The sequence below is a fragment of the Actinoplanes flavus genome (genome assembly GCF_017592555.1).
GTDB classification, from domain to species: domain Bacteria; phylum Actinomycetota; class Actinomycetes; order Mycobacteriales; family Micromonosporaceae; genus Actinoplanes; species Actinoplanes flavus.
Genome location: NZ_JAGFNS010000033.1, coordinates 92,055 through 109,966 on the forward strand (window position 1 = coordinate 92,055; position 17,912 = coordinate 109,966).

Here is a 17,912-nt window from a genome sequence, read left to right on the forward strand (position 1 = left end):
CCGGATGAGCTGGGACGACGGCCTCGACGACGTGCCCTGGGGGAAACTGTTCGGCCCGGACGACGGTGCGGAGGTCGTCGCCGCGCTCCGGGAACTCGCCGAGGAGGGCGCCAACGGCGACCGGGTCTACCAGGTGCTGGAGGACCACGACAACGACTACTGGTACGCGGAGTCGTACCACCATCCCGCGGGGTTCCGGCCGGAGGCCGTGCACGCGCTGCCCTTCCTGGCCGGGATCGCGGCCGACCCGAGGGGTATCGGCAGCACCGCCGCCCTGGAGGTGATCGAGTCGATGGTGGACGGTGCCCTGGACCGGGACACCATGACCGACGAGGAGATCGACGCCCTGGTCGACGCGCTGCGCGCCGCGCCTGGCCTTTCGCGATCCTCGCGACGGCACGCCGGTCCACCGGTTCCGGTATCCCGGGCCGATGCATACCCGCCCGCACGCCGGTGGCCCGGACCACCCCAGCATCCAATACCCGAAGGTGAGGTCCTCGGCGACGCCGTTCGTGGACGCCGACGGTCCGGGTGTGCTCACCATCGACGTGCGCGGCCGCGGCCCACGGCTGTGGCGTCTGGACGGTGCCGGCTGGCGCGACATCTTCCTGATCCGGCGCGGCTGGCGGCTGCGCCCGTCGGCGTGGCGGGCCCGGCAGGCCGCGGCGCGCGACGGCGAATGTCTCATCGGGTACGCCGACGGGATCGTCGCGCACTTCGACGCCCGCACCGGCGAGCCGACCGCCGTTCCCGCCCCCGAACCGTTCCCCACGTCACCGGTTCACTACGAGGTGGACGGCCGCCGGCCCGTGGGACGGGCCGGCGGCGACCAGCTGCACCGGGTCGACGCGGAGACCGGCGAGCCGGCCGGCCCGCCGATCCCACTGCCCTACCTGCACGGCTTCTGCGCCTATCGGGTGGGCGACCGCCCCTACCTGGCGGCGACCGGCTTCCGCCACCTGCACCGGTTCGACGCGGTCACCGGCGAACCCGTCGGCCCGCCGCTGTCCGGCCACCGCCGCATGCTGCTCGACGTCACCTCCGCGATCGTCGACGGCCGCCCCCAGCTCTACTCCGCCGACGGCGCGACCGTCCGCCGCTGGGACGCCGAGACCGGCATCCCCTGGCCCGCCACGCCCCCGCGGTGAGTCACAGGCGCGCCAGGGCGGACGCCGGATCCTCCATGGCGTCGGCCACCGAGCGCATGAAGCCGGCGGCCGCGCCCCCGTCACACACCCGATGATCAAAGACGAAGGACAACTGCGCGATCTTTCGTACGGCCAGAGCGCCCTCGACGACCCAGGGGCGATCGATGACGCGGCCCAGACCGAGCATGGCGACCTGCGGATGGTTGATGATCGCCGCGCTGCCGTCGACCCGGAAGGCGCCGTAGTTGTTCAGCGTGAACGTGCCCGCCGTCAACTCGGCCGGGGTGGACTCGCCACGCCGGGCCCGGGCCGTCACGTCCCGGATCGCCGCGTCCAGTTCGGTGGTCGTCATCGCCTGCGCGCCCATCACGGCCGGGACCACCAGGCCACGGTCGGTCTGCACGGCCAGTCCCAGGTTGACGCCCGGCAGCTCGACGATCTCCTGCCGTTCGGTGTCGAGCCGGGCGTTGAACACCGGGTACTCACGCAGCCCGGCCACCACGAACCGGGCCACGTAGGACATCAGCCCGGGGGAGCCGGCCACGCCGCGGGTGCGTTCGCGCAGCTCCCAGAGGGCGGTGGCGTCGACGTCCACCCACACGGTCGCCTCGGGGATCTCGGCGCGGCTGCGGGTGAGGACCGCCGACACCGCCTTGCGGAATCCGCTCAGCGGAACCCGCCGTTCCCCGCTCGCCGGGCTGCCCGATGGCGCGGGGGTCGCCGCGGCACTCGCGGCTGATTCCACGTCCCGGCGGGTGATCACGCCACCCGGCCCGGTGCCACGCAGCACGGACAGGTCGACGCCACGCTCCCGGGCGAGGCGGCGGACCAGCGGCGACATGACCAGCGGCGCGACCGCCAGACGGCCCGGTCGTCTCGGCGGCGCCACCGACGAGGGCGAAGCGGACGCGGCAGCCGGAGCCGCCGTGGCAGCCGGCGTAACCGGGGCGGCCGGCGTAACCGGGGCGGCCGCAGGCCCCGCCGATGCCGCCGATGCCGCCGATGCCGCCGATGCCGCCGGGGCGCTCGGCGTGACCGATGCGGTGGCGTGACCGCGCGGGCGGCGGCGCCGGCCGGAGGCCGCGCTCGGGGAGGTCCCGTATCCGATGAGGACGTTGCCGGATCCGGCCCGCTCCTCCTCGCGGTAGGTGTCGGCCGCGTCGGGGGCCGCCACCGTGATCAGGGGCGCGCCCACGTCGAGGGTGGAGCCCTCGGCCGCGTGCCGGGTGGTCACCCGGCCGGCGTGCGGGGACGGCACCTCGACCACCGCTTTCGCCGTCTCCACCTCGGCTACCGGCTGGTCCACGGTGATCACGTCGCCCTCGGCGACCAGCCAGCGCACGATCTCCGCCTCGGTGAGGCCCTCGCCGAGGTCCGGCAGCAGGAAGGTCTTGGGGCTCATGCCGTGGTCTCCGTCCCGGTCAGCCCCGCCTGGAGGTGAGGTGGAAGGGGGGTCCGGGCGGTCGTGGCGGCGCGGAGGCCGGGCGGGGTGCTCACGAGTCCTCCCACTGGAGGTCGTCGACGGTGTCGAGAATGCGGTCGACCGACGGCAGGTGGACGTGTTCCAGCTTCGGCGGGGGATAGGGGATGTCGAAGCCGGTGACCCGCCGGATCGGGGCGTGCAGCGAGTGGAAGCAGCGTTCGGTCACCCGCGCCACCACCTCGGACGACACGCTGGCGAACCCGGCCGCCTCGGCGACCACGACGGCCCGGCCGGTGGACCGGACGGCGGCGCACACGGTCTCGTCGTCGAACGGCACGATCGAGCGCAGGTCGACGACCTGGAGGCTGCGGCCCTCCTGGGCGGCCGCCTCGGCGGCCTCGAGGGCGACCGGCACGGCCGGCCCGTACGCGATCAGGGTGGCGTCGGTGCCGGGCCGGCGCACCACGGCCGTGCCGATCGGCGGCACCGGCAGCGTGAGGTCCGCCTCGGAGCGGGAGAAGTACAGCTTCTTCGGCTCCAGGAAGAGCACCGGGTCCGGGGACTCGATGGCCTTGCGCAGCAGCCCGTAGGCGTCCGCCGGATCGGAGGGGGCGACCACGTGCAGCCCCGGCGTGTGGGCGTAGTACGCCTCGGAGGAGTCACAGTGGTGTTCCACGCCGCCGATGCCACCGGCGTACGGGACCCGGATGACCAGCGGCACCCCGACCCGCCCCCGGGTCCGGTTGCGCATCTTCGCGGCGTGGCTCACGAGCTGCTCGAAGGCCGGGTAGGCGAACGCGTCGAACTGCATCTCGACGACTGGCCGCATCCCGTTCATGGCCATCCCGATCGCCATGCCGAGGATCCCGGACTCGGCGAGCGGGGTGTCGAAGCAGCGCTGTTCCCCGAATTCGGCGGTCAGCCCGTCGGTGATCCGGAAGACGCCGCCGAGCGGGCCGACGTCCTCACCGAACATCAGCACCGTGTCGTCGGCGCGCATGGCGTCGCGCAGCGCCCGGTTGAGCGCGTTCGCCATGGTGAGCTTCTCGGCGGCCATCAGCGGGCCTCCTCACGGGACAGTTCGTCGGCGACGAGGGCCTGCTGTTCGCGCAGCTGCGGGGTGGGTTCGGCGTAGACGTGGGCGAACAGGTCGCGGTAGTCGGCGACGGTGTCCTCGCCGAGCCCGGCACGCATGGTTTCGGCCAACTTCTCGGCGTCCACCCCGTACCCCGCGATCGTGTCGTCGTCGAGAAGGCCGCGCCCGCGCAGATAGGTCTCCACCCGGGTGATCGGGTCGCGGGCCAACCAGGGGGTGACCTCGTCGGCGGAGCGGTAGCGGCCCGGGTCGTCGGCGTTGGTGTGCGGCTGCACCCGGTAGGTGTGCGCCTCCACCAGTTGCGGCCCGTCTCCGGCGCGGGCCCGGTCCACGGCCGCTCCCAGCACGCTGAGCAGCGCGGCCACGTCGTTGCCGTCGACGCGGGCGCCGGGCACGCCGTACCCGATGCCCTTGTGCGCGAGCGAGGGCGCCGCGGTCTGCCGGGCCAGCGGCACGGAGATCGCGTACTCGTTGTTCTGGATGAAGAACACCACGGGGGTACGAAAGACAGCGGCGAAGTTGAGCGCCTCGTGGAAGTCGCCCTCGCTGGTGGCGCCGTCGCCGCAGACCGCCATCACGACGGTCGGCTCGCCGCGCAGCCGGGCCGCGTGCGCCACCCCGACGGCGTGCAGCAGATGCGTGGCGAGCGGCGTGGCCTGCGGTGCGACCCTGGTCGCCAGCGGGTCGTAGCCGCTGTGCCAGTCGCCGCGCAGCAGGGTGAGCGCCTGCACCGGGTCGACGCCGCGGGCCACGATGGCGGCCGAGTCGCGATAGGTGGGAAACAGCCAGTCGCCCGGGTCGAGGACCTGTACGCAGGCGACCTGGCAGGCCTCCTGTCCGTGCGACGAGGGATAGACCGCCAGGCGGCCCTGCCGGACCAGGGCGTTGGCCTGGTCGTTGAAGCGCCGCGCGGCGATCAGTGCGGCGTACGCGTGGACCAGTGCCTGCGGGTCGGGCATGTCCTGGCCGACGTGAACGGGGTTGCCGTCCGGGTCGATGAGCGTCACCGGCTCCGTGGACGGCAGCAGGAGAGCTGCGTCACGTGTCATGCGAGGATTCTGTGCAGTGAGCCAAACGATCACCACAGGTGCGGCGAACACGAGATAATGTTTCGTCTCCAGGGGCCGTACGGGTCCGAACGTCCAGGAACGGGCTGCCGTGGGCCCGCCCGGCGAGACAGGTGGCCAGATGCTCGACGACACCGACCGGCGGATCCTCACCGAGCTGGCCGGGGACGGGCGGATGTCGATGCGGACCCTCGCCGAGACGCTGCACATCTCCCGGGCGAACGCGTACGCCCGGGTGGCGCGCCTGCGGCAGGACGGGGTGATCCGCGGTTTCCACGCCGACGTCGACCCGGTCGCGGCCGGGCTCACCACGGCCGCCTACGTGACGCTCAACCTGCGGCAGGCCAACTGGCGGGAGATCCTGGCCCGGCTGCGGGTGCTGCCCGGGGTGGTGCACATCGGGCTGGTCGGTGGCGACTTCGACGTGATCCTGCTGGTCCGGGTCGCCGACAACACCGAGCTGCGGCATCTGGTGCTCGACGAGATCCAGGGCATGCCCGGTGTCGTCAGTACCCGTACGCTGCTGCTCTTCGAGGAGACCACGCCGTGAGGAAGCGCTGATGAGCATCGACGTGACAGCCCTGCGCGCCCATTTCCCGTCGCTGGCGGGTGGGCTCGCCTTCTTCGACGGCCCCGGCGGGACGCAGACGCCCCGGCCGGTCGCCGACGCGATCATCGCCACGCTGACCGGGCCGCTGTCCAACCGGGGCACGGTCAGCGTCTCCGAGCTGAACGCCGAGCGGGCGGTCGCCGGGTTCCGGGCCGCCTACGCCGACCTGCTGGGCGTGCCCGCCGACGGGGTGGTGCACGGGCGCAGCGCCACGCAGCTCACCTACGACTTCTCCCGGCACCTGGCCAAGACGTGGCAGCCGGGTGACGAGATCGTGGTCAGCCGCCTGGATCACGACAGCAACGTGCGCCCGTGGATCCAGGCGGCGGAGCGGTCCGGGGTGACGGTCCGCTGGATCGAGATCGACCCGGAGACCACCGAGCTGGATCTCGGCTCCTACCAGCGGGCGCTGTCCTCGCGGACCCGGCTCGTCGCGGTCACCGCCGCGTCGAACGTGCTGGGCACCGTGCCGCCGCTGCGCCGGATCGCCGACGCGGCCCACGACGCGGGCGCGCTGGTCCACGTGGACGGGGTGCACTACGCGGCCCATCATCTGGTGGACGTCGCGGCGCTCGGGGCGGACCTGTTCGTGTGCTCGCCGTACAAGTTCCTCGGCCCGCACTGCGGGGTGCTCGCCGCCGACCCGGCGCTGCTGGAGACGCTGCGGCCGGACAAGCTGGCGCCCTCGCCGGACACCGTGCCGGAGCGGTTCGAGTTCGGCACCCTGCCCTACGAGACGCTGGCCGGGGCCACCGCCGCCGTCGACTTCCTGGCCGCGATCGACCCGGGCCCGGCGGCCGGTCGCCGCGAGCGGCTCGCGCACTCGCTGCGCTCGGTGCACGAGCACGAGACGGCCCTGCGGGGGCGCGTGGAGGCGGGTCTGCGCGGCCTCGGCGACCTGGTCACCGTTCATTCCCGAGCCGGTGACCGTACGCCGACGCTGCTGATGACCTTCGACGGGCGCGACGCCCGGGAGGCGCAGGTGTTCCTCGCCGAGCGGGACGTGCTCGCGCCGGCCGGGTCGTTCTACGCCTACGAGCCGTTCGCCGCGCTGAAGCTGCCGCCCGCGGCGTTGCGGGTCGGGCTCACGCCGTACAACACCGCCGACGAGGTGGACCGGCTGATCGCCGGGCTGGGGGAGTGGCTCCGCCGGTGAGCCCTGCCGGCGTCCCGCCGGTGCGGCGACCACCGATCTCAGCCCGGCGGGCGCGGCACAGGCGGGAGTGGGCAGCGGGATCGCGCCGGCCGGGCGGGACGGTCGTCCCTTTTCCCGGGGCGGGGTCGCGCGTACCGGAAAGGGTGTTCTTCCTCGGTGCTCTCAGAGGGTGAGCCAGTAGGCGGCGAACTCGTCGGGGACGAAGCCCTCGGCGATGTAGAGCGCCTGGGCCGTGTGGTTGTCCGGGGCCGTCTGGAGCTGGACGCCGACCGCGCCGGCCTCCTTCGCGGCGGCCGCGCAGGCCCGGACCAGCGCGCGGCCGGCGCCGGTGCGGCGGGCGGAGGGTGCCACGTACAGGTCGTTGAGCGTCCACACCGGAGCCATCGACAGTGACGAGAACGTCGGGTAGATGTGCGTGAACCCGGCGGGCGCGCCGTTCTCGTCACGGGCCAGCAGCAGCACCGACTCGCCGCGCTCGTGGCGCTCCCGCAGGAACGCCAGCGCCTTCTCCGGGTCGGCGGGCTTGCCGTAGAACTCGAGGTAGCCGCCGAACAGGACCGCCGCCTCGGGCAGATCCTCCACCGTGGCCCGGCGCACCGTGATGCGGGCAGCGGCATTCGTGGTCATGTCGTGGTCCTCTCGTCCGCGCGAAACCTCGCCCGGATCATGCCGAACGGCGCACCCGCTCCCGAGGACGGCCCACGGGCGTACCGCTGACCGGGACACGCCCGGTCAGGTGCGCAGCGTGTGGCTGGGGGAGCGGCCGAACAGCTTGCGGTACTCGACGGCGAACCGGCCCTGCGCGGCGAACCCCCACCGGCGGGCGATCGCGCCGACCGTGTCGCCGCGGGCCGGGTCGCCGTCGCGCAGGTCACGGTGCGCGCCGTGCAGGCGGGCCAGGCGCAGGTATCCGGTCGGGGTGGTGTCGGTGTGCCGGGCGAAGGCGGCCTGTAGACCCCGTACGCCCAGGTTGGCGGCCCGGGCGATGTCCTCGACGGTGATCGGCTCGCCGGCGTGCGCGTCGATGAACGCCATCGCCCGGCGGACCGCGGCCGGCGGCACCCGGCCCGGACCGGGCGTGTAGTCCCTGGTCATCGTGGTGTTCGGGAACACCGCCAGCGCGGTGGTGCCGATCAGGTCCAGAATGGCCGCGTGCACGAGCGGATGCGCCACGGCGGGATCCGGGCCGACGAAGGCGCCGGTCACGTACCGGACCGTGGCGATCCAGTGCTCCTGCATCCGCGGCGACACCGGCGCCGCGCCGTCGAAACGGAAGTCCACCGCGTCCACCCCCAGACGGCTCGCCGCCCGCGCCGCCGTCTCCAGGGGGAAGCGGACGTTCTGAAGATCGATACCCTGCCAGGCGACCTGCAACGGCGTGCCGAGCGGCACCATGAACACGTCCCCGGGCACGAACGAGCGGCCGCCGCCCTCCTCGACGCGGTACCAGCCGTCGCACACGACGACCGTGGTGATCGAGTCGAACGGGTCGGCGCTCGACTCCACCGCGCCGCGGTACCGCAACCGGTCGAGGGCCAGATTCCCGGCGGCCGCGGTCCGGGAGTGGAACAGGAAGCCGCTGTCGGGACGGTGAAGGCGCGGGCGGTGGTCGACATAGGTACGGCGGAGGATCTCATGGGTCTCGGCGATGTCGGTCGTCCGGAACTCCGCCCGCCGGATCGGCACGGTCGCCAGCGTCTCGTCCACGACGCCCCCTGTCTGCCCTGGTAACGCACCACCGATGCAGGACACGCGCGGTTCCCCGCGCCGTGGCCGGCCGGATCGCGAACCGCGCGGCGGGGGACATTGTGTCCACTGATGAGGTTAAGCACGGCTATCGTCGCCTTCGCCGGAAATCAACACGAACGAGCCGAACAGGCATGCTTGACCCGTACGTACGGTCAGGAGGCGTACCGCTTCTCGGCCCGGGCCCGCGCCTTCGCCGCCTCCTCCTCCCGGTTACGCGGCGGCGCGTTCGTCACCAGGTTCGCCAGCAGTTCCGCGGTGGCCGCCGCGACCGCCGCCACGGCCTGGTCGAACGCCGCCTGGTTGGCCTGCGAGGGCCGGGTCGTCCCGGCGATCTTCCGTACGTACTGGAGGGCGGCCGCCTGGACCTCGTCCGGCGTCGCGGGCGGCTCGAAATTGTGCAGCTGATGGATGCTCCGGCACACGATGCGATCTCCAAGTCGTGGGACAGTGGTGCACCGAATCTATGCTCTCTCGGGCCGCGGCGAACGGTCAGCCGATCCGCTCGTTGATGTCCAGCGGCTCCGCGGTGAGGGCGTTCGACTTCACGTACGCCAGATCCAGCGTCACGTCGGTGAACCACAGCACCGGCAGGGTCAGCGGTGGCGGCTGCTCCGGGGTGAACGTGACCGGGATCAGCCCGAACAGCTTGCCCTTGAAGGTGGGGCTGTAGAACTCCACGTCACCGTCGAGGATCAGCTCGCCGCTCTCGATGATCGTGGTGGCGTCGCCCGGCTCGTCGATGGTGAGGCTGAACGGCTTGTTCACCACCTTGTCCATGGTGAACTTCAGCGACCGGATCGGGCCGTCGCCGGTGGGCACCTCGGCGACCCCCTCGTACGACGAGTTGTACATGGTCACCGAGGCGGCCCTGACCACGCCGGGTTTCGTGGCGGCCAGCGGGATGCCGCCGTCCTCGGCGCGCAGGCCGACCTGCCGGGCGCCGAGGCACGGGATCTCCTCCGGCTTGGCGGTGGCCTCCTTTGTGGGCGGCGGCGTCGTCGTCCTGGTCGTCTTCTCCGGGGCCGGTGCGGTGGTGGAGGTCGCGGGCGCGGCCGACGAGGTGGGCTCCGCCTCCGGCGCCGGCTCCTGCTCGTCGTCGTTGCCGCCGATGCCGATCAGGTCGCCGACGCCCTCCCAGAAGTCGTTGATGCCGTCCAGAATCGGGTGATCGCCGGTCTCGGTCGGGGTGGGCGTAGGGGTGGGCGTGGGCGTCGGCGTCGGGCCGGCACTCGTCGACGGCGGGACCGTCGGTGCGGCGGTCGGCCTCGTGGCGCTCCTGCTCGTGGCGCTCCTGCTCGGGGACACGCTGGGAGAGGCGCTCGCTTTACGGGACGGCAGCCCCTCCTGGCACTCGGCGGCCTCGGCCGGCCGGTTCCCGGCGACCGCCACGGTGGCGGCCACCAGCAGCGGCGCCATGATGAGCAGCGTCTTGCGGTGCAGCGAATGGTGATCGGGCCCCGGGTCGATGCCGGGAACGATGGTCGGGTCCACCGGCGCCTGCGGGGTCTCCCGAGCCGGCCGCTCGCCGGTCCCGGCGCGCGGCGCTCCCCATGCCACCACCAGGGCACCGCCCACGATCCCGAGCATCATGCCGAGGATCCAGCCGCCCAGGTTCAGCCCGATGAACGAGTACAGCGCCGTGATGATCCCGACGATGCCGTAGAACAGCCGCTGTGCCGGGGTGAACCAGGCCAGCGCCCCGCAGGTCAGCATGATCACCGGCAGCAGGTACGAGTAGAACCCCTGCGGCCCGATGTGAATCTTGATGTTGTCCAGTTCCAGATTGGCGCTGACGAACATCTCCAGCCCGGACAGCAGCATGACGAGCCCGCCCCAGAACGGCCGGGCACGCCGCCACCGCCGGAACCGGTCCCAGAAACTCTCCGTCGGCACGGCGGTCCTTCCCTCGGGTTCTCAGCAGCGGACGGGCTCGCGGAGAAGTGCTCCGCGAGCCCGGTCTAACCGGTTCAGTCCTGGTAGCACTCGTGCGAGCCGCCGATGTGCAGCTTGAGGCTCATGCCGTTGAGGACGAACGTGGAGGCGGAGGTGTAGTACGCCTTCTGCCGCAGGTTCTCGATCGTGACGGTCCGGGACTGCTGCCCGAAGGACCCCGGAGCGCCGTGGCTCTCCGCGCCGTCGCGGGTCATGGTGGAGGCGTCCAGGCCGATCTGGATGTCCTCGAAGGTGGCGTTCCCGCCGAGCTCGGACATGCCGATCAGCAGGTTCTCCGCCTTCACCGGGTTGTTCGCATCGTTACCGGCCTCGATACGCAGGGTCACCGGCCCGACCGCGACGGACTGGCAGAGACCGACCAGCGTGGCCGACTTGATGCCGGACATGGCCGCCGGGATCTTGCCGCCCGGGTAGTCCGGGTCCTGGGTGTCCAGCTCGCCGCTGTACTGGGTGAAGCCGGTGCCGACCAGCGTGTCGGCGGTGAGCTTGAACTGCTTGCCGGACACGGTGAAGTTCGCTGCCAGGGCTCCCTCGGCGAGGGCCAGCACCAGGCCACCGGCGACAACGGTCGGCACGCCCACCGCGACGGCGAACCGGCGCCAGTTGGTGCGCCCGTACGCCGGAGCGCTTTGCGCCTCCTCCACGCGGACCTCCTCTTCCATGCTGGACCGGCGACCTCGCAGCGAGGCACGTCGATGGTCGCGGTCGTAATGTGCCGGAAATGTTGCCGCTCGAGGGCGGGGACTACAAGGGGCCGTCTTTACTCGTCAGTAACCCAGGTCACTTGATCAACATGACTGTCGGTGACTCGCGCCACTGAGCTATCCGAAATTTCGGACATTAGGCTCGGGGTTGGGGTAGTTACCCGTTACCCCGGGTACGCAAGGCCAGATTTGTCACGGCTGCATAACGAAGTGGGGTGCCGCTGTTACCTCTGCTCATGGAGATGCCCTCGCCTGAGCCACTCTCCAGCGGGTGGCTCAGTCGGCTCGAGACAGCTCTCACGGCCAGCCGGTCGTTCCAGTTGGCTGTCTGGGCTGTCTCGCCTGGCCCGCAACAGCCCTGACCGCCAGCCGGAAAGGATCCAGCTGGTGTTTCGGCTGGATCGGGACAGCACCGGCGGTCAGCCGGGTACGTCGAGGTCGATGCGGTTGGGGTCGGCCCAGAGGGCGCTGATCAGAATGAATCCGGCGGTGGTGAGTTCCATGATCCCTCAGTGGGCGGAAGCGAGGGGCCTTGTCGGTCTCGTCGCTGGCCGGTGGGAAGTCCAGCGCGCTGCGAGCAGCATATTTCCGGAAAGTCCTATCTCGATTGGCGGTGAGGATTCCGTAGAGGACCGTGAGAACGGTCGAGCCGGTCGCGGCCTCACCGCTGGACCGCGAGCGGCCGCCGTGATCAGCATGGCCGGCGCCGGTCACCAGGCGGAACGACAGTGACCGGCACGTAGGGTACGTAGTCCGCGGCGCCGTGCTTCTCCTCGTACCCTGGCCGAAAGTCGTTGATCCCCTCGACCTCGCCATGCGGACGGCAGCGACGGGATCCGCATCGGGTAGATCGACCCGTTCGTGCCGTGAGCAGGGGCGAAGGCCTCGGGACGGGTGGCCGGGTGACCGGAACGTAACAACGGCCCTTCGTCGACGGCCGTGATCGGAAACACCGCGGGCGTAGCGTGCGTCTGTGGATCTGCACACCGTCACCGAAGTGATCAGCCCCGCGTCGCCCGGCGACTGGCGGCCCGGCGACGCCTGGCTCGGCGGGGGGACCGCGCTGTTCGGCGAACCCCGGCCGCACGTCAGCCGCCTACTTGATCTCACGGCCGCCGGATGGGCGCCGCTGACGGTCCGCGACGACGGTGTCGAGATCGCCGCCACCTGCACCATCGCCGAACTGGCCGAGGGTCTGCGGGGGTACGGCATCGTCCGGCAGTGCTGCCATGCGTTCCTCGCCTCGTTCAAGATCTGGAACGTGGCCACGGTCGGCGGCAACCTCTGCGCCGCACTCCCGGCCGGGCCGATGATCTCGCTGACCGCGGCGCTCGACGGCACCTGCGTGCTGATCGGCCCGAATGGTGGTGAGCGCCGGATTCCGGCCGCCGCGTTCGTCACCGGGGAGGGCGCGACCGTGCTGCGGGACGGCGAGTTCCTGCGGGCGATCCACCTTTCCGCGACGGCATTGGGTACGCGTACGGCGTACCGTCGAGGGTCTCTGCATCGTCATGGCCGGTCGGCCGTGCTCCTGATCGGACGCGCCGACCCCGCCGGAGGGATGTCACTCACCGTGACCGCCGCGACCCGGCGCCCCTACGTCTTCCGCTTCCCGGATCCGCCCTCCGCGGACGAGGTGGAGGCCGCGCTCGACACCGTCCCGGCCGACCAGTACGTCGACGACGTGCACGGCCGTCCGGTCTGGCGCCGCCACCTGACCCGGCACTACGCTGCGCAGATCCGGACGGAGCTGGTGGCATGAGCATCGAGATCAACGGAACGCCGCACGACCGAAAACCCCGGCCCGGACAGTGCCTGCGCACCTATCTGCGGGAGGAGGGCTGCTTCGGCGTCAAGAAGGGCTGCGACGCCGGCGACTGCGGAGCGTGCACGGTCCACGTTGACGGGAAACCGGTGCACTCGTGCGTCTACCCGGCCTTCCGCGCGCAGGGCCGCAGCGTCACCACGATCGAGGGCCTGGCCGGGCCGGACGGCCCGCATCCGGCGCAGCAGTGCTTCCTGGACGCGCAGGGTTTCCAGTGCGGCTTCTGCACAGCCGGCATGATCATGACGGCGGTGGCGCTTTCCGCCGAACAGCGCGAGGATCTGCCACGCAGCCTCAAAGGCAATCTCTGCCGATGTACGGGCTATCGCGCCATCACCGACGCCATCGAAGGGCGCCCCGCCGCCGTCACGCCGCGGGTCGGCTCGGCGGTCGGGTCGAACCTCGGCGCCCCGGCCGGACCGCAGGTGGTCACCGGAACCGCCCGGTACACGTTCGACCTGGACGTGCCCGGGATGCTGCACCTCAAGGCGCTGCGGTCGCCGCACGCGCACGCCCGGATCCTGTCGATCGACGCCACCGCGGCGCTGGCCGTGCCGGGCGTGGAGGCGGTGCTCACCCACAAGGACGCCCCGGAGCGACTGTTCTCCACGGGGCAGCACGAGAACGAGGCGGAGGATCCGTACGACACCCGGGTTCTCGACGAGGTGGTCCGGTTCGTGGGGCAGCGGGTGGCGGCGGTGGTCGCGAGTTCCGAGGCGGCGGCGGAGGAGGGGGTGCGGCGGCTGCACGTGGAGTACGAGGTGCTGCCCGCCGTGTTCGATCCCGCGCAGGCCATGCTGCCCGGGGCGCCGCTGGTGCACGGGGACAAGGGCATCGCGCAGGGGATCGTGCGGGCCGACGCCAACGTGGTGGGGGAGTTGCACGCGACTCTCGGCGACGTGGGGCTCGGGTTCGCCGCGGCCGACGCCGTCTACGAGGCGACATTCCGGACGCCGCGCGTGCAGCACGCGAGTCTGGAGACGCACGGCGCCGTCGGCTGGCTGGATGACGACGACCGGTTGGTGATTCGCTCCAGCACGCAGACGCCGTTCCTCACCCGGCGCGCCCTCTCCCGCCTTTTCAGCATCAATCCGGACAAGGTACGGGTGGTCGCGGGCCGGGTGGGCGGTGGCTTCGGTGGCAAGCAGGAGATGCTCGTGGAGGATCTCGTCGCGCTGGCCGTGTTGCGCACCGGCCGCCCCGTCAAGTGGGAGTTCACCCGGTCCGAACAGTTCACGGCGGCGACCACCCGGCATCCGTTCACGATCACGGTCAAGGCGGGGGCGACACGGGACGGCACGATCACGGCCCTCCAGCTGAACGCACTGGTGGACACCGGCGCCTACGGCAACCACGGCCCGTCGGTGATGCACCATGGTTGCCACGAGACGGTAGCGGTCTACAAGTGCGGAAACATCCGTACGGATGCCTACACCGTCTACACGAACACGGTCCCCGCCGGAGCGTTCCGCGGCTACGGCCTCGGCCAGGTCACCTTCGCCGTCGAACAGGTCCTCGACGAACTCGCCCGCATGATCGACATGGATCCGGTGACGTTCCGCGAACTCAACGTGGTCCGCCCCGGCGACGACCTCACCGCCCCCGGCGCACACGTCCCCGACCTCGGCATCGCCAGTTACGGACTGGACCAGTGCCTGGCGAGAATGCGGGCGGCCGCCGCCACTTTCGACGAGGCCCCACCCGGCTGGCTGGTCGGCCAGGGCATGGCCATCGCGATGATCGCCGCCGGCCCGCCCGGCGGCCATTTCGCCGACGCGACCGTCACCCTGCTCCCCGACGGCCGCTACGAACTGTCGGTCGGCACCGCCGAGTTCGGCAACGGCAGCACCACGGTCCACGCCCAGATCGCCGCCGACGAACTGCACACCACCCCCGACCGCATCCTCATCAGACAATCGGACACCGACGTGGTCCGGCACGACACCGGCGCCTTCGCCTCCACCGGCGTGGTGGTCGCCGGCCAGGCGGTACTCCGCGCCTGCCGCGCCCTCCGCGCCCAGCTCCTCGCCCTCACCGGCCACACCCCCTCCGAGACTTACGCCCTGCGCACCCTGGACCCGTCGTCGCTGGGCACCGTCTCCGCGAGTGGCCATTTCGACGGCACCCCACGGTCGGTCGCCTTCAACGCCCAGTTCTTCCGCGTCGCCGTCGATCCCGCCACCGGTGAACTCCGCATCCTCCGCAGCGTCCACAGCGCCGACGCCGGAACCGTCATGAACCCGCTCCAGCTCCGCGGCCAGATCGAGGGTGGCGTGGCCCAGGCGCTGGGCGCCACCCTCGCCGAACACGTCGACATCTCCCCGGCCGGCGAGGTCACCACGACGACATTCCGCCAGTACCACCTCCCCACCGTGGCCGATATCCCACCGACCGAGGTCCATTTCGCCACGACGACGGACACGATCGGGCCACTCGGGGCCAAATCGATGAGCGAGTCCCCGTACAACCCGGTCTCCCCGGCCTTGGGCAACGCCCTCCGCGACGCCATCGGCATCCGCCTGACCGACCTCCCCTACACCGCCGACCGCATCTGGCAGGCCTTGAACCCTTGAACCGCACCCCTCCCGGTACGCCCTCCGCGCGCCACCGATGCATCCGCCCACCGGAGCGACGCACCCACGTCCGGGTCGCGCACCTCCACAGCATCCCGCCCCCGAGAGAGGCCTCCCGGGCGACAGCTGATCCGGCCCAGCCGGCCCTGGACGCTGTCTCGGCGGCGTCGAGCCAGCGCCCAGCGCCTGCCGATCGGTCCCGGCTGGTCGTCGGGGTTGTCTCGGTGCCGGCGAGCAGCGCTCAGAGCGCGGTTAAGACAGGGTCCTCAACTTCCTGATCTCGCTTCTTGCGCACATACATCCGGGTGAAGGCGGCGCGGGGCCGCCCACGGCTGGGATGGGAGGTCGCTCACTTGAAGGTGGACGATCCCTTCCGCGGGTTCAACGCTCCCTGCCGACAGGGACCTGGACAGCGAGCCTTCGACGCCTCGAAAACATGAAACCTGCCCGAGCGTCCCGAATCACCTCATCAGTGCCTGCCGATCGGTTCCGGCTGGTCAGGGGTCAAGTTCGACGCCCTTGAGGCAACGCCAAGCGCCAGCCGATAGGTTCCGGCTCGCCGGAAGGACTGTTCGGTGCCTTTGAGGAGCGTCTAGCGCCTGTTGATCGGGTCCGGCTGGCGGTGGAGGTTGTGCTGCGTCGTTGAGGCAGCGTTCAGTGCCTGCCGATCGGTTCCGGCTGGCCGGAAGGGCTGTTTCGAAAGCTCCGAAACGGCTCTCACGGCCAGCCGGGCAAGATCGACGACGGCGGACAGCCGCTCGACCGGACGCGCACGTCGCGAGGTCGGGGTATGCGATGCGGCGTGGATCGCGGAGCCGGTCGGCCATGATCTGGGCCGGTCAGGCTCGTTCCGCGGCGGCGGATCTAGTGGTTGTGGGACGTGCCTTCACTGCAGCCGCGAAATCGGGGCTGCGGGACCCCATCCGATATCGCACCCTCGTTGGTGGCCGAGTGGTCTTGTGGTGGGGAATCTGGCAACTCGCGGAAATCCGTCCAATCGTTCCGTCCAGGACTCTGCGAGAGCATAGGTTATTTTCGGCATCAAGCATGAAATGGCTTGAGGAGGGGATTTCTTTCGAGTCGAGAGTGACGACGGGAGGGGCTGACAACCAGGATTTCGGCGCGTGGCGATAGGTCACTCTCTGCGGACGATTTGGCATGATCGACTTTAGTGGCGGGCTTACACTTTCTCGCTGCGGCGCGGGACAATTGGAGGATGCCGCAGCTTCAATTGTTCACCAAGGGCGAGATTTCCGAGATGCGTGACCGGAGCGCGCGCCGGAATCACTCGCCGGCTGCTGAACAATTCCGTCGCGAACACGACCGTCACCGCGCGTGGGGGCTACGCAGGCGTCACGCTGAGCGGCTGCGCCGTATCCGCACCCGTGCCGACGAGGTGGCCCAGCCAGGCTGCCGTGTGCCGGAGAGCGGCACGGACAGCCGACCGGACACGATCGAACCAGTGCGCTCGGTGGATTCTCCGCCCACTCCCGGAGCATGCGGCGCTTATCCGGCCGAGCAGGCGGCAGCACAGGGTCGGCTGAGTAGCGACGGCATGAGCCAGTCCCACCACTATCGAGCTGCGCCGTGCCCCGGCCACCCGAAGAGCACCTCGCGTCGGGAGCGAGCGCAATCCCGGCCAGCCGACCGGCCGGCGGTAAACCTGCCCCAACTGCACGAACACGCCGGAGGTCCGGCACTACGGCAGGCCTCCCTTCGCCGATCCGCGTACCGTTCCGGCATGTCGGCCTTGTTGCCGCAGGTAGTGCTTTGGTCGGCGCGGGCGCTTCGGCTGAGCTCGTGGTGCCGGTTCGCGGCGGGCCGTTCCGATAAGTCGGTTCTGTCGCCACATGTGGGTTTCTGGTTGGCGCGGGCGCTTCGGCTGAAGTCGTCTTGTCGGTTCGCTGCGGGCGGTCCCGGCATGTCGGCCTTGTCGCCGCGGGTAGTGCTTCGGTCGGCGCGGGCGCTTCGGCTGAATTCGCCTTGCCGGTTCGCGGGCCGTTTCGGCGTGTCGGCTTTGTCGCCGCGGGTGGTGCTTTTGGCTGGCGCGGGCTCTTCGGTCGACCTCACCCTGTCGATCCGCGCACCGGCCTGGTGTGCGGGCTCTGCCACCACGGATGACCCTTCGACTGACGATTCGTTGATCAACCCAACGATCCCGTTGAGCGTTCACGCCGGTCGAGCCCGCCGACCACAACGCTGCACCGGCTTCACCCGTCAACCACGACCGCGAGCCGGTGGCGGTCGCCGCCAACGATGGCACACCGATTTACGGCGGGTGCCCACCACGGCTACCGACACGACCAGTCCGGCCAAGCCGATGATCGGCCAACGAGATCGGGGAGGCTGCTGCCGATAACCGTTCGGAAGTGGTCGAGTAGGCGATTAAGAATTGCCAGATGGGGCAGTTTTCCCGCCGCCATCGTGCCGATATAGAATCGATCGACGTAGCGTCGACACTCGATGCGATACATTCTCGGCGACCGGCGACCGGCGACCGGCGACCGGCGACCGGCGACCGGCGACCGGCGACCGGCGACCGGCGACCGGCGACCGGCGACCGGCGACCGGCGACCGGCGACCGGCGACCGGCGACCGGCGACCGGCG

Annotated in this window: 13 protein-coding genes; 5 read left to right on the forward strand and 8 right to left on the reverse strand. The window is 71.0% G+C overall.

All coding sequences use genetic code 11. The annotated features are described in order from the left end of the window. Positions 1 to 431 precede the first annotated feature (431 nt). Positions 432 to 1,148 (forward strand): NHL repeat-containing protein, encoded by a 717-nt coding sequence (locus J5X75_RS36520; RefSeq protein ID WP_208472162.1) that lies wholly within the window; start codon positions 432 to 434, stop codon positions 1,146 to 1,148. Position 1,149: 1 nt separating this feature from the next. On the opposite strand, the gene J5X75_RS36525 is transcribed toward J5X75_RS36520, so the two are convergent. From J5X75_RS36525 to J5X75_RS36535, 3 genes are all read right to left on the reverse strand, one after another. Next, positions 1,150 to 2,550, reverse strand: a complete 1,401-nt coding sequence (locus J5X75_RS36525) for a dihydrolipoamide acetyltransferase family protein (protein WP_208472163.1) — start codon at positions 2,548 to 2,550, stop codon at positions 1,150 to 1,152. A 91-nt stretch (positions 2,551 to 2,641) separates the two neighbouring features. After that, positions 2,642 to 3,628 carry an alpha-ketoacid dehydrogenase subunit beta gene (locus J5X75_RS36530; RefSeq protein WP_208472164.1) on the reverse strand — a complete coding sequence of 329 codons (987 nt, stop codon included), beginning with the start codon at positions 3,626 to 3,628 and terminating at the stop codon, positions 2,642 to 2,644. Beyond that, on the reverse strand, positions 3,628 to 4,716 hold the full coding sequence (locus J5X75_RS36535; RefSeq protein ID WP_208472165.1) for a thiamine pyrophosphate-dependent dehydrogenase E1 component subunit alpha: 1,089 nt from the start codon (positions 4,714 to 4,716) through the stop codon (positions 3,628 to 3,630). Before J5X75_RS36535 ends, J5X75_RS36530 begins: the two co-directional genes overlap by 1 nt. A 139-nt stretch (positions 4,717 to 4,855) precedes the next feature. On the opposite strand from J5X75_RS36535, the gene J5X75_RS36540 reads away from it, so the two are divergent. Next, positions 4,856 to 5,284 (forward strand): Lrp/AsnC family transcriptional regulator, encoded by a 429-nt coding sequence (locus J5X75_RS36540; RefSeq protein WP_238490575.1) that lies wholly within the window; start codon positions 4,856 to 4,858, stop codon positions 5,282 to 5,284. A gap of 10 nt (positions 5,285 to 5,294) precedes the next feature. Next, the gene (locus J5X75_RS36545; RefSeq protein ID WP_208472167.1) at positions 5,295 to 6,500 is read left to right on the forward strand and encodes a cysteine desulfurase-like protein; all 1,206 of its coding nucleotides are present in this window, start codon (positions 5,295 to 5,297) and stop codon (positions 6,498 to 6,500) included. A gap of 162 nt (positions 6,501 to 6,662) precedes the next feature. Here J5X75_RS36545 and J5X75_RS36550 read toward each other — a convergent pair whose 3' ends face one another. The 5 genes from J5X75_RS36550 to J5X75_RS36570 form a co-directional block, all read right to left on the reverse strand. Then, positions 6,663 to 7,127 carry a GNAT family N-acetyltransferase gene (locus tag J5X75_RS36550; protein WP_208472168.1) on the reverse strand — a complete coding sequence of 155 codons (465 nt, stop codon included), beginning with the start codon at positions 7,125 to 7,127 and terminating at the stop codon, positions 6,663 to 6,665. 105 nt (positions 7,128 to 7,232) lie between these two features. Further along, complete coding sequence (locus tag J5X75_RS46225; RefSeq protein ID WP_208472169.1) at positions 7,233 to 8,207, reverse strand: AraC family transcriptional regulator; 975 nt, start codon at positions 8,205 to 8,207, stop codon at positions 7,233 to 7,235. Between the two features lie 194 nt (positions 8,208 to 8,401). After that, the gene (locus J5X75_RS36560) at positions 8,402 to 8,671 is read right to left on the reverse strand and encodes a DUF2277 domain-containing protein (RefSeq protein ID WP_208472170.1); all 270 of its coding nucleotides are present in this window, start codon (positions 8,669 to 8,671) and stop codon (positions 8,402 to 8,404) included. 67 nt (positions 8,672 to 8,738) lie between these two features. Then, the gene (locus tag J5X75_RS36565; RefSeq protein WP_208472171.1) at positions 8,739 to 10,142 is read right to left on the reverse strand and encodes a DUF6114 domain-containing protein; all 1,404 of its coding nucleotides are present in this window, start codon (positions 10,140 to 10,142) and stop codon (positions 8,739 to 8,741) included. A 74-nt stretch (positions 10,143 to 10,216) separates the two neighbouring features. Beyond that, positions 10,217 to 10,846, reverse strand: a complete 630-nt coding sequence (locus J5X75_RS36570; protein ID WP_307798496.1) for a DUF6230 family protein — start codon at positions 10,844 to 10,846, stop codon at positions 10,217 to 10,219. Between the two features lie 1,033 nt (positions 10,847 to 11,879). On the opposite strand from J5X75_RS36570, the gene J5X75_RS36575 reads away from it, so the two are divergent. Both J5X75_RS36575 and J5X75_RS36580 read left to right on the forward strand, forming a co-directional pair. After that, positions 11,880 to 12,668: an FAD binding domain-containing protein gene (locus J5X75_RS36575; protein ID WP_208472173.1), complete on the forward strand. Its 789-nt coding sequence runs from the start codon at positions 11,880 to 11,882 to the stop codon at positions 12,666 to 12,668. Continuing rightward, a complete protein-coding gene (locus tag J5X75_RS36580; RefSeq protein ID WP_208472174.1) occupies positions 12,665 to 15,304 on the forward strand; it encodes a molybdopterin-dependent oxidoreductase in 2,640 nt (879 codons plus the stop codon). The genes J5X75_RS36575 and J5X75_RS36580 overlap by 4 nt, the downstream gene beginning before the upstream one ends. The last annotated feature ends 2,608 nt before the right edge of the window (positions 15,305 to 17,912 follow it).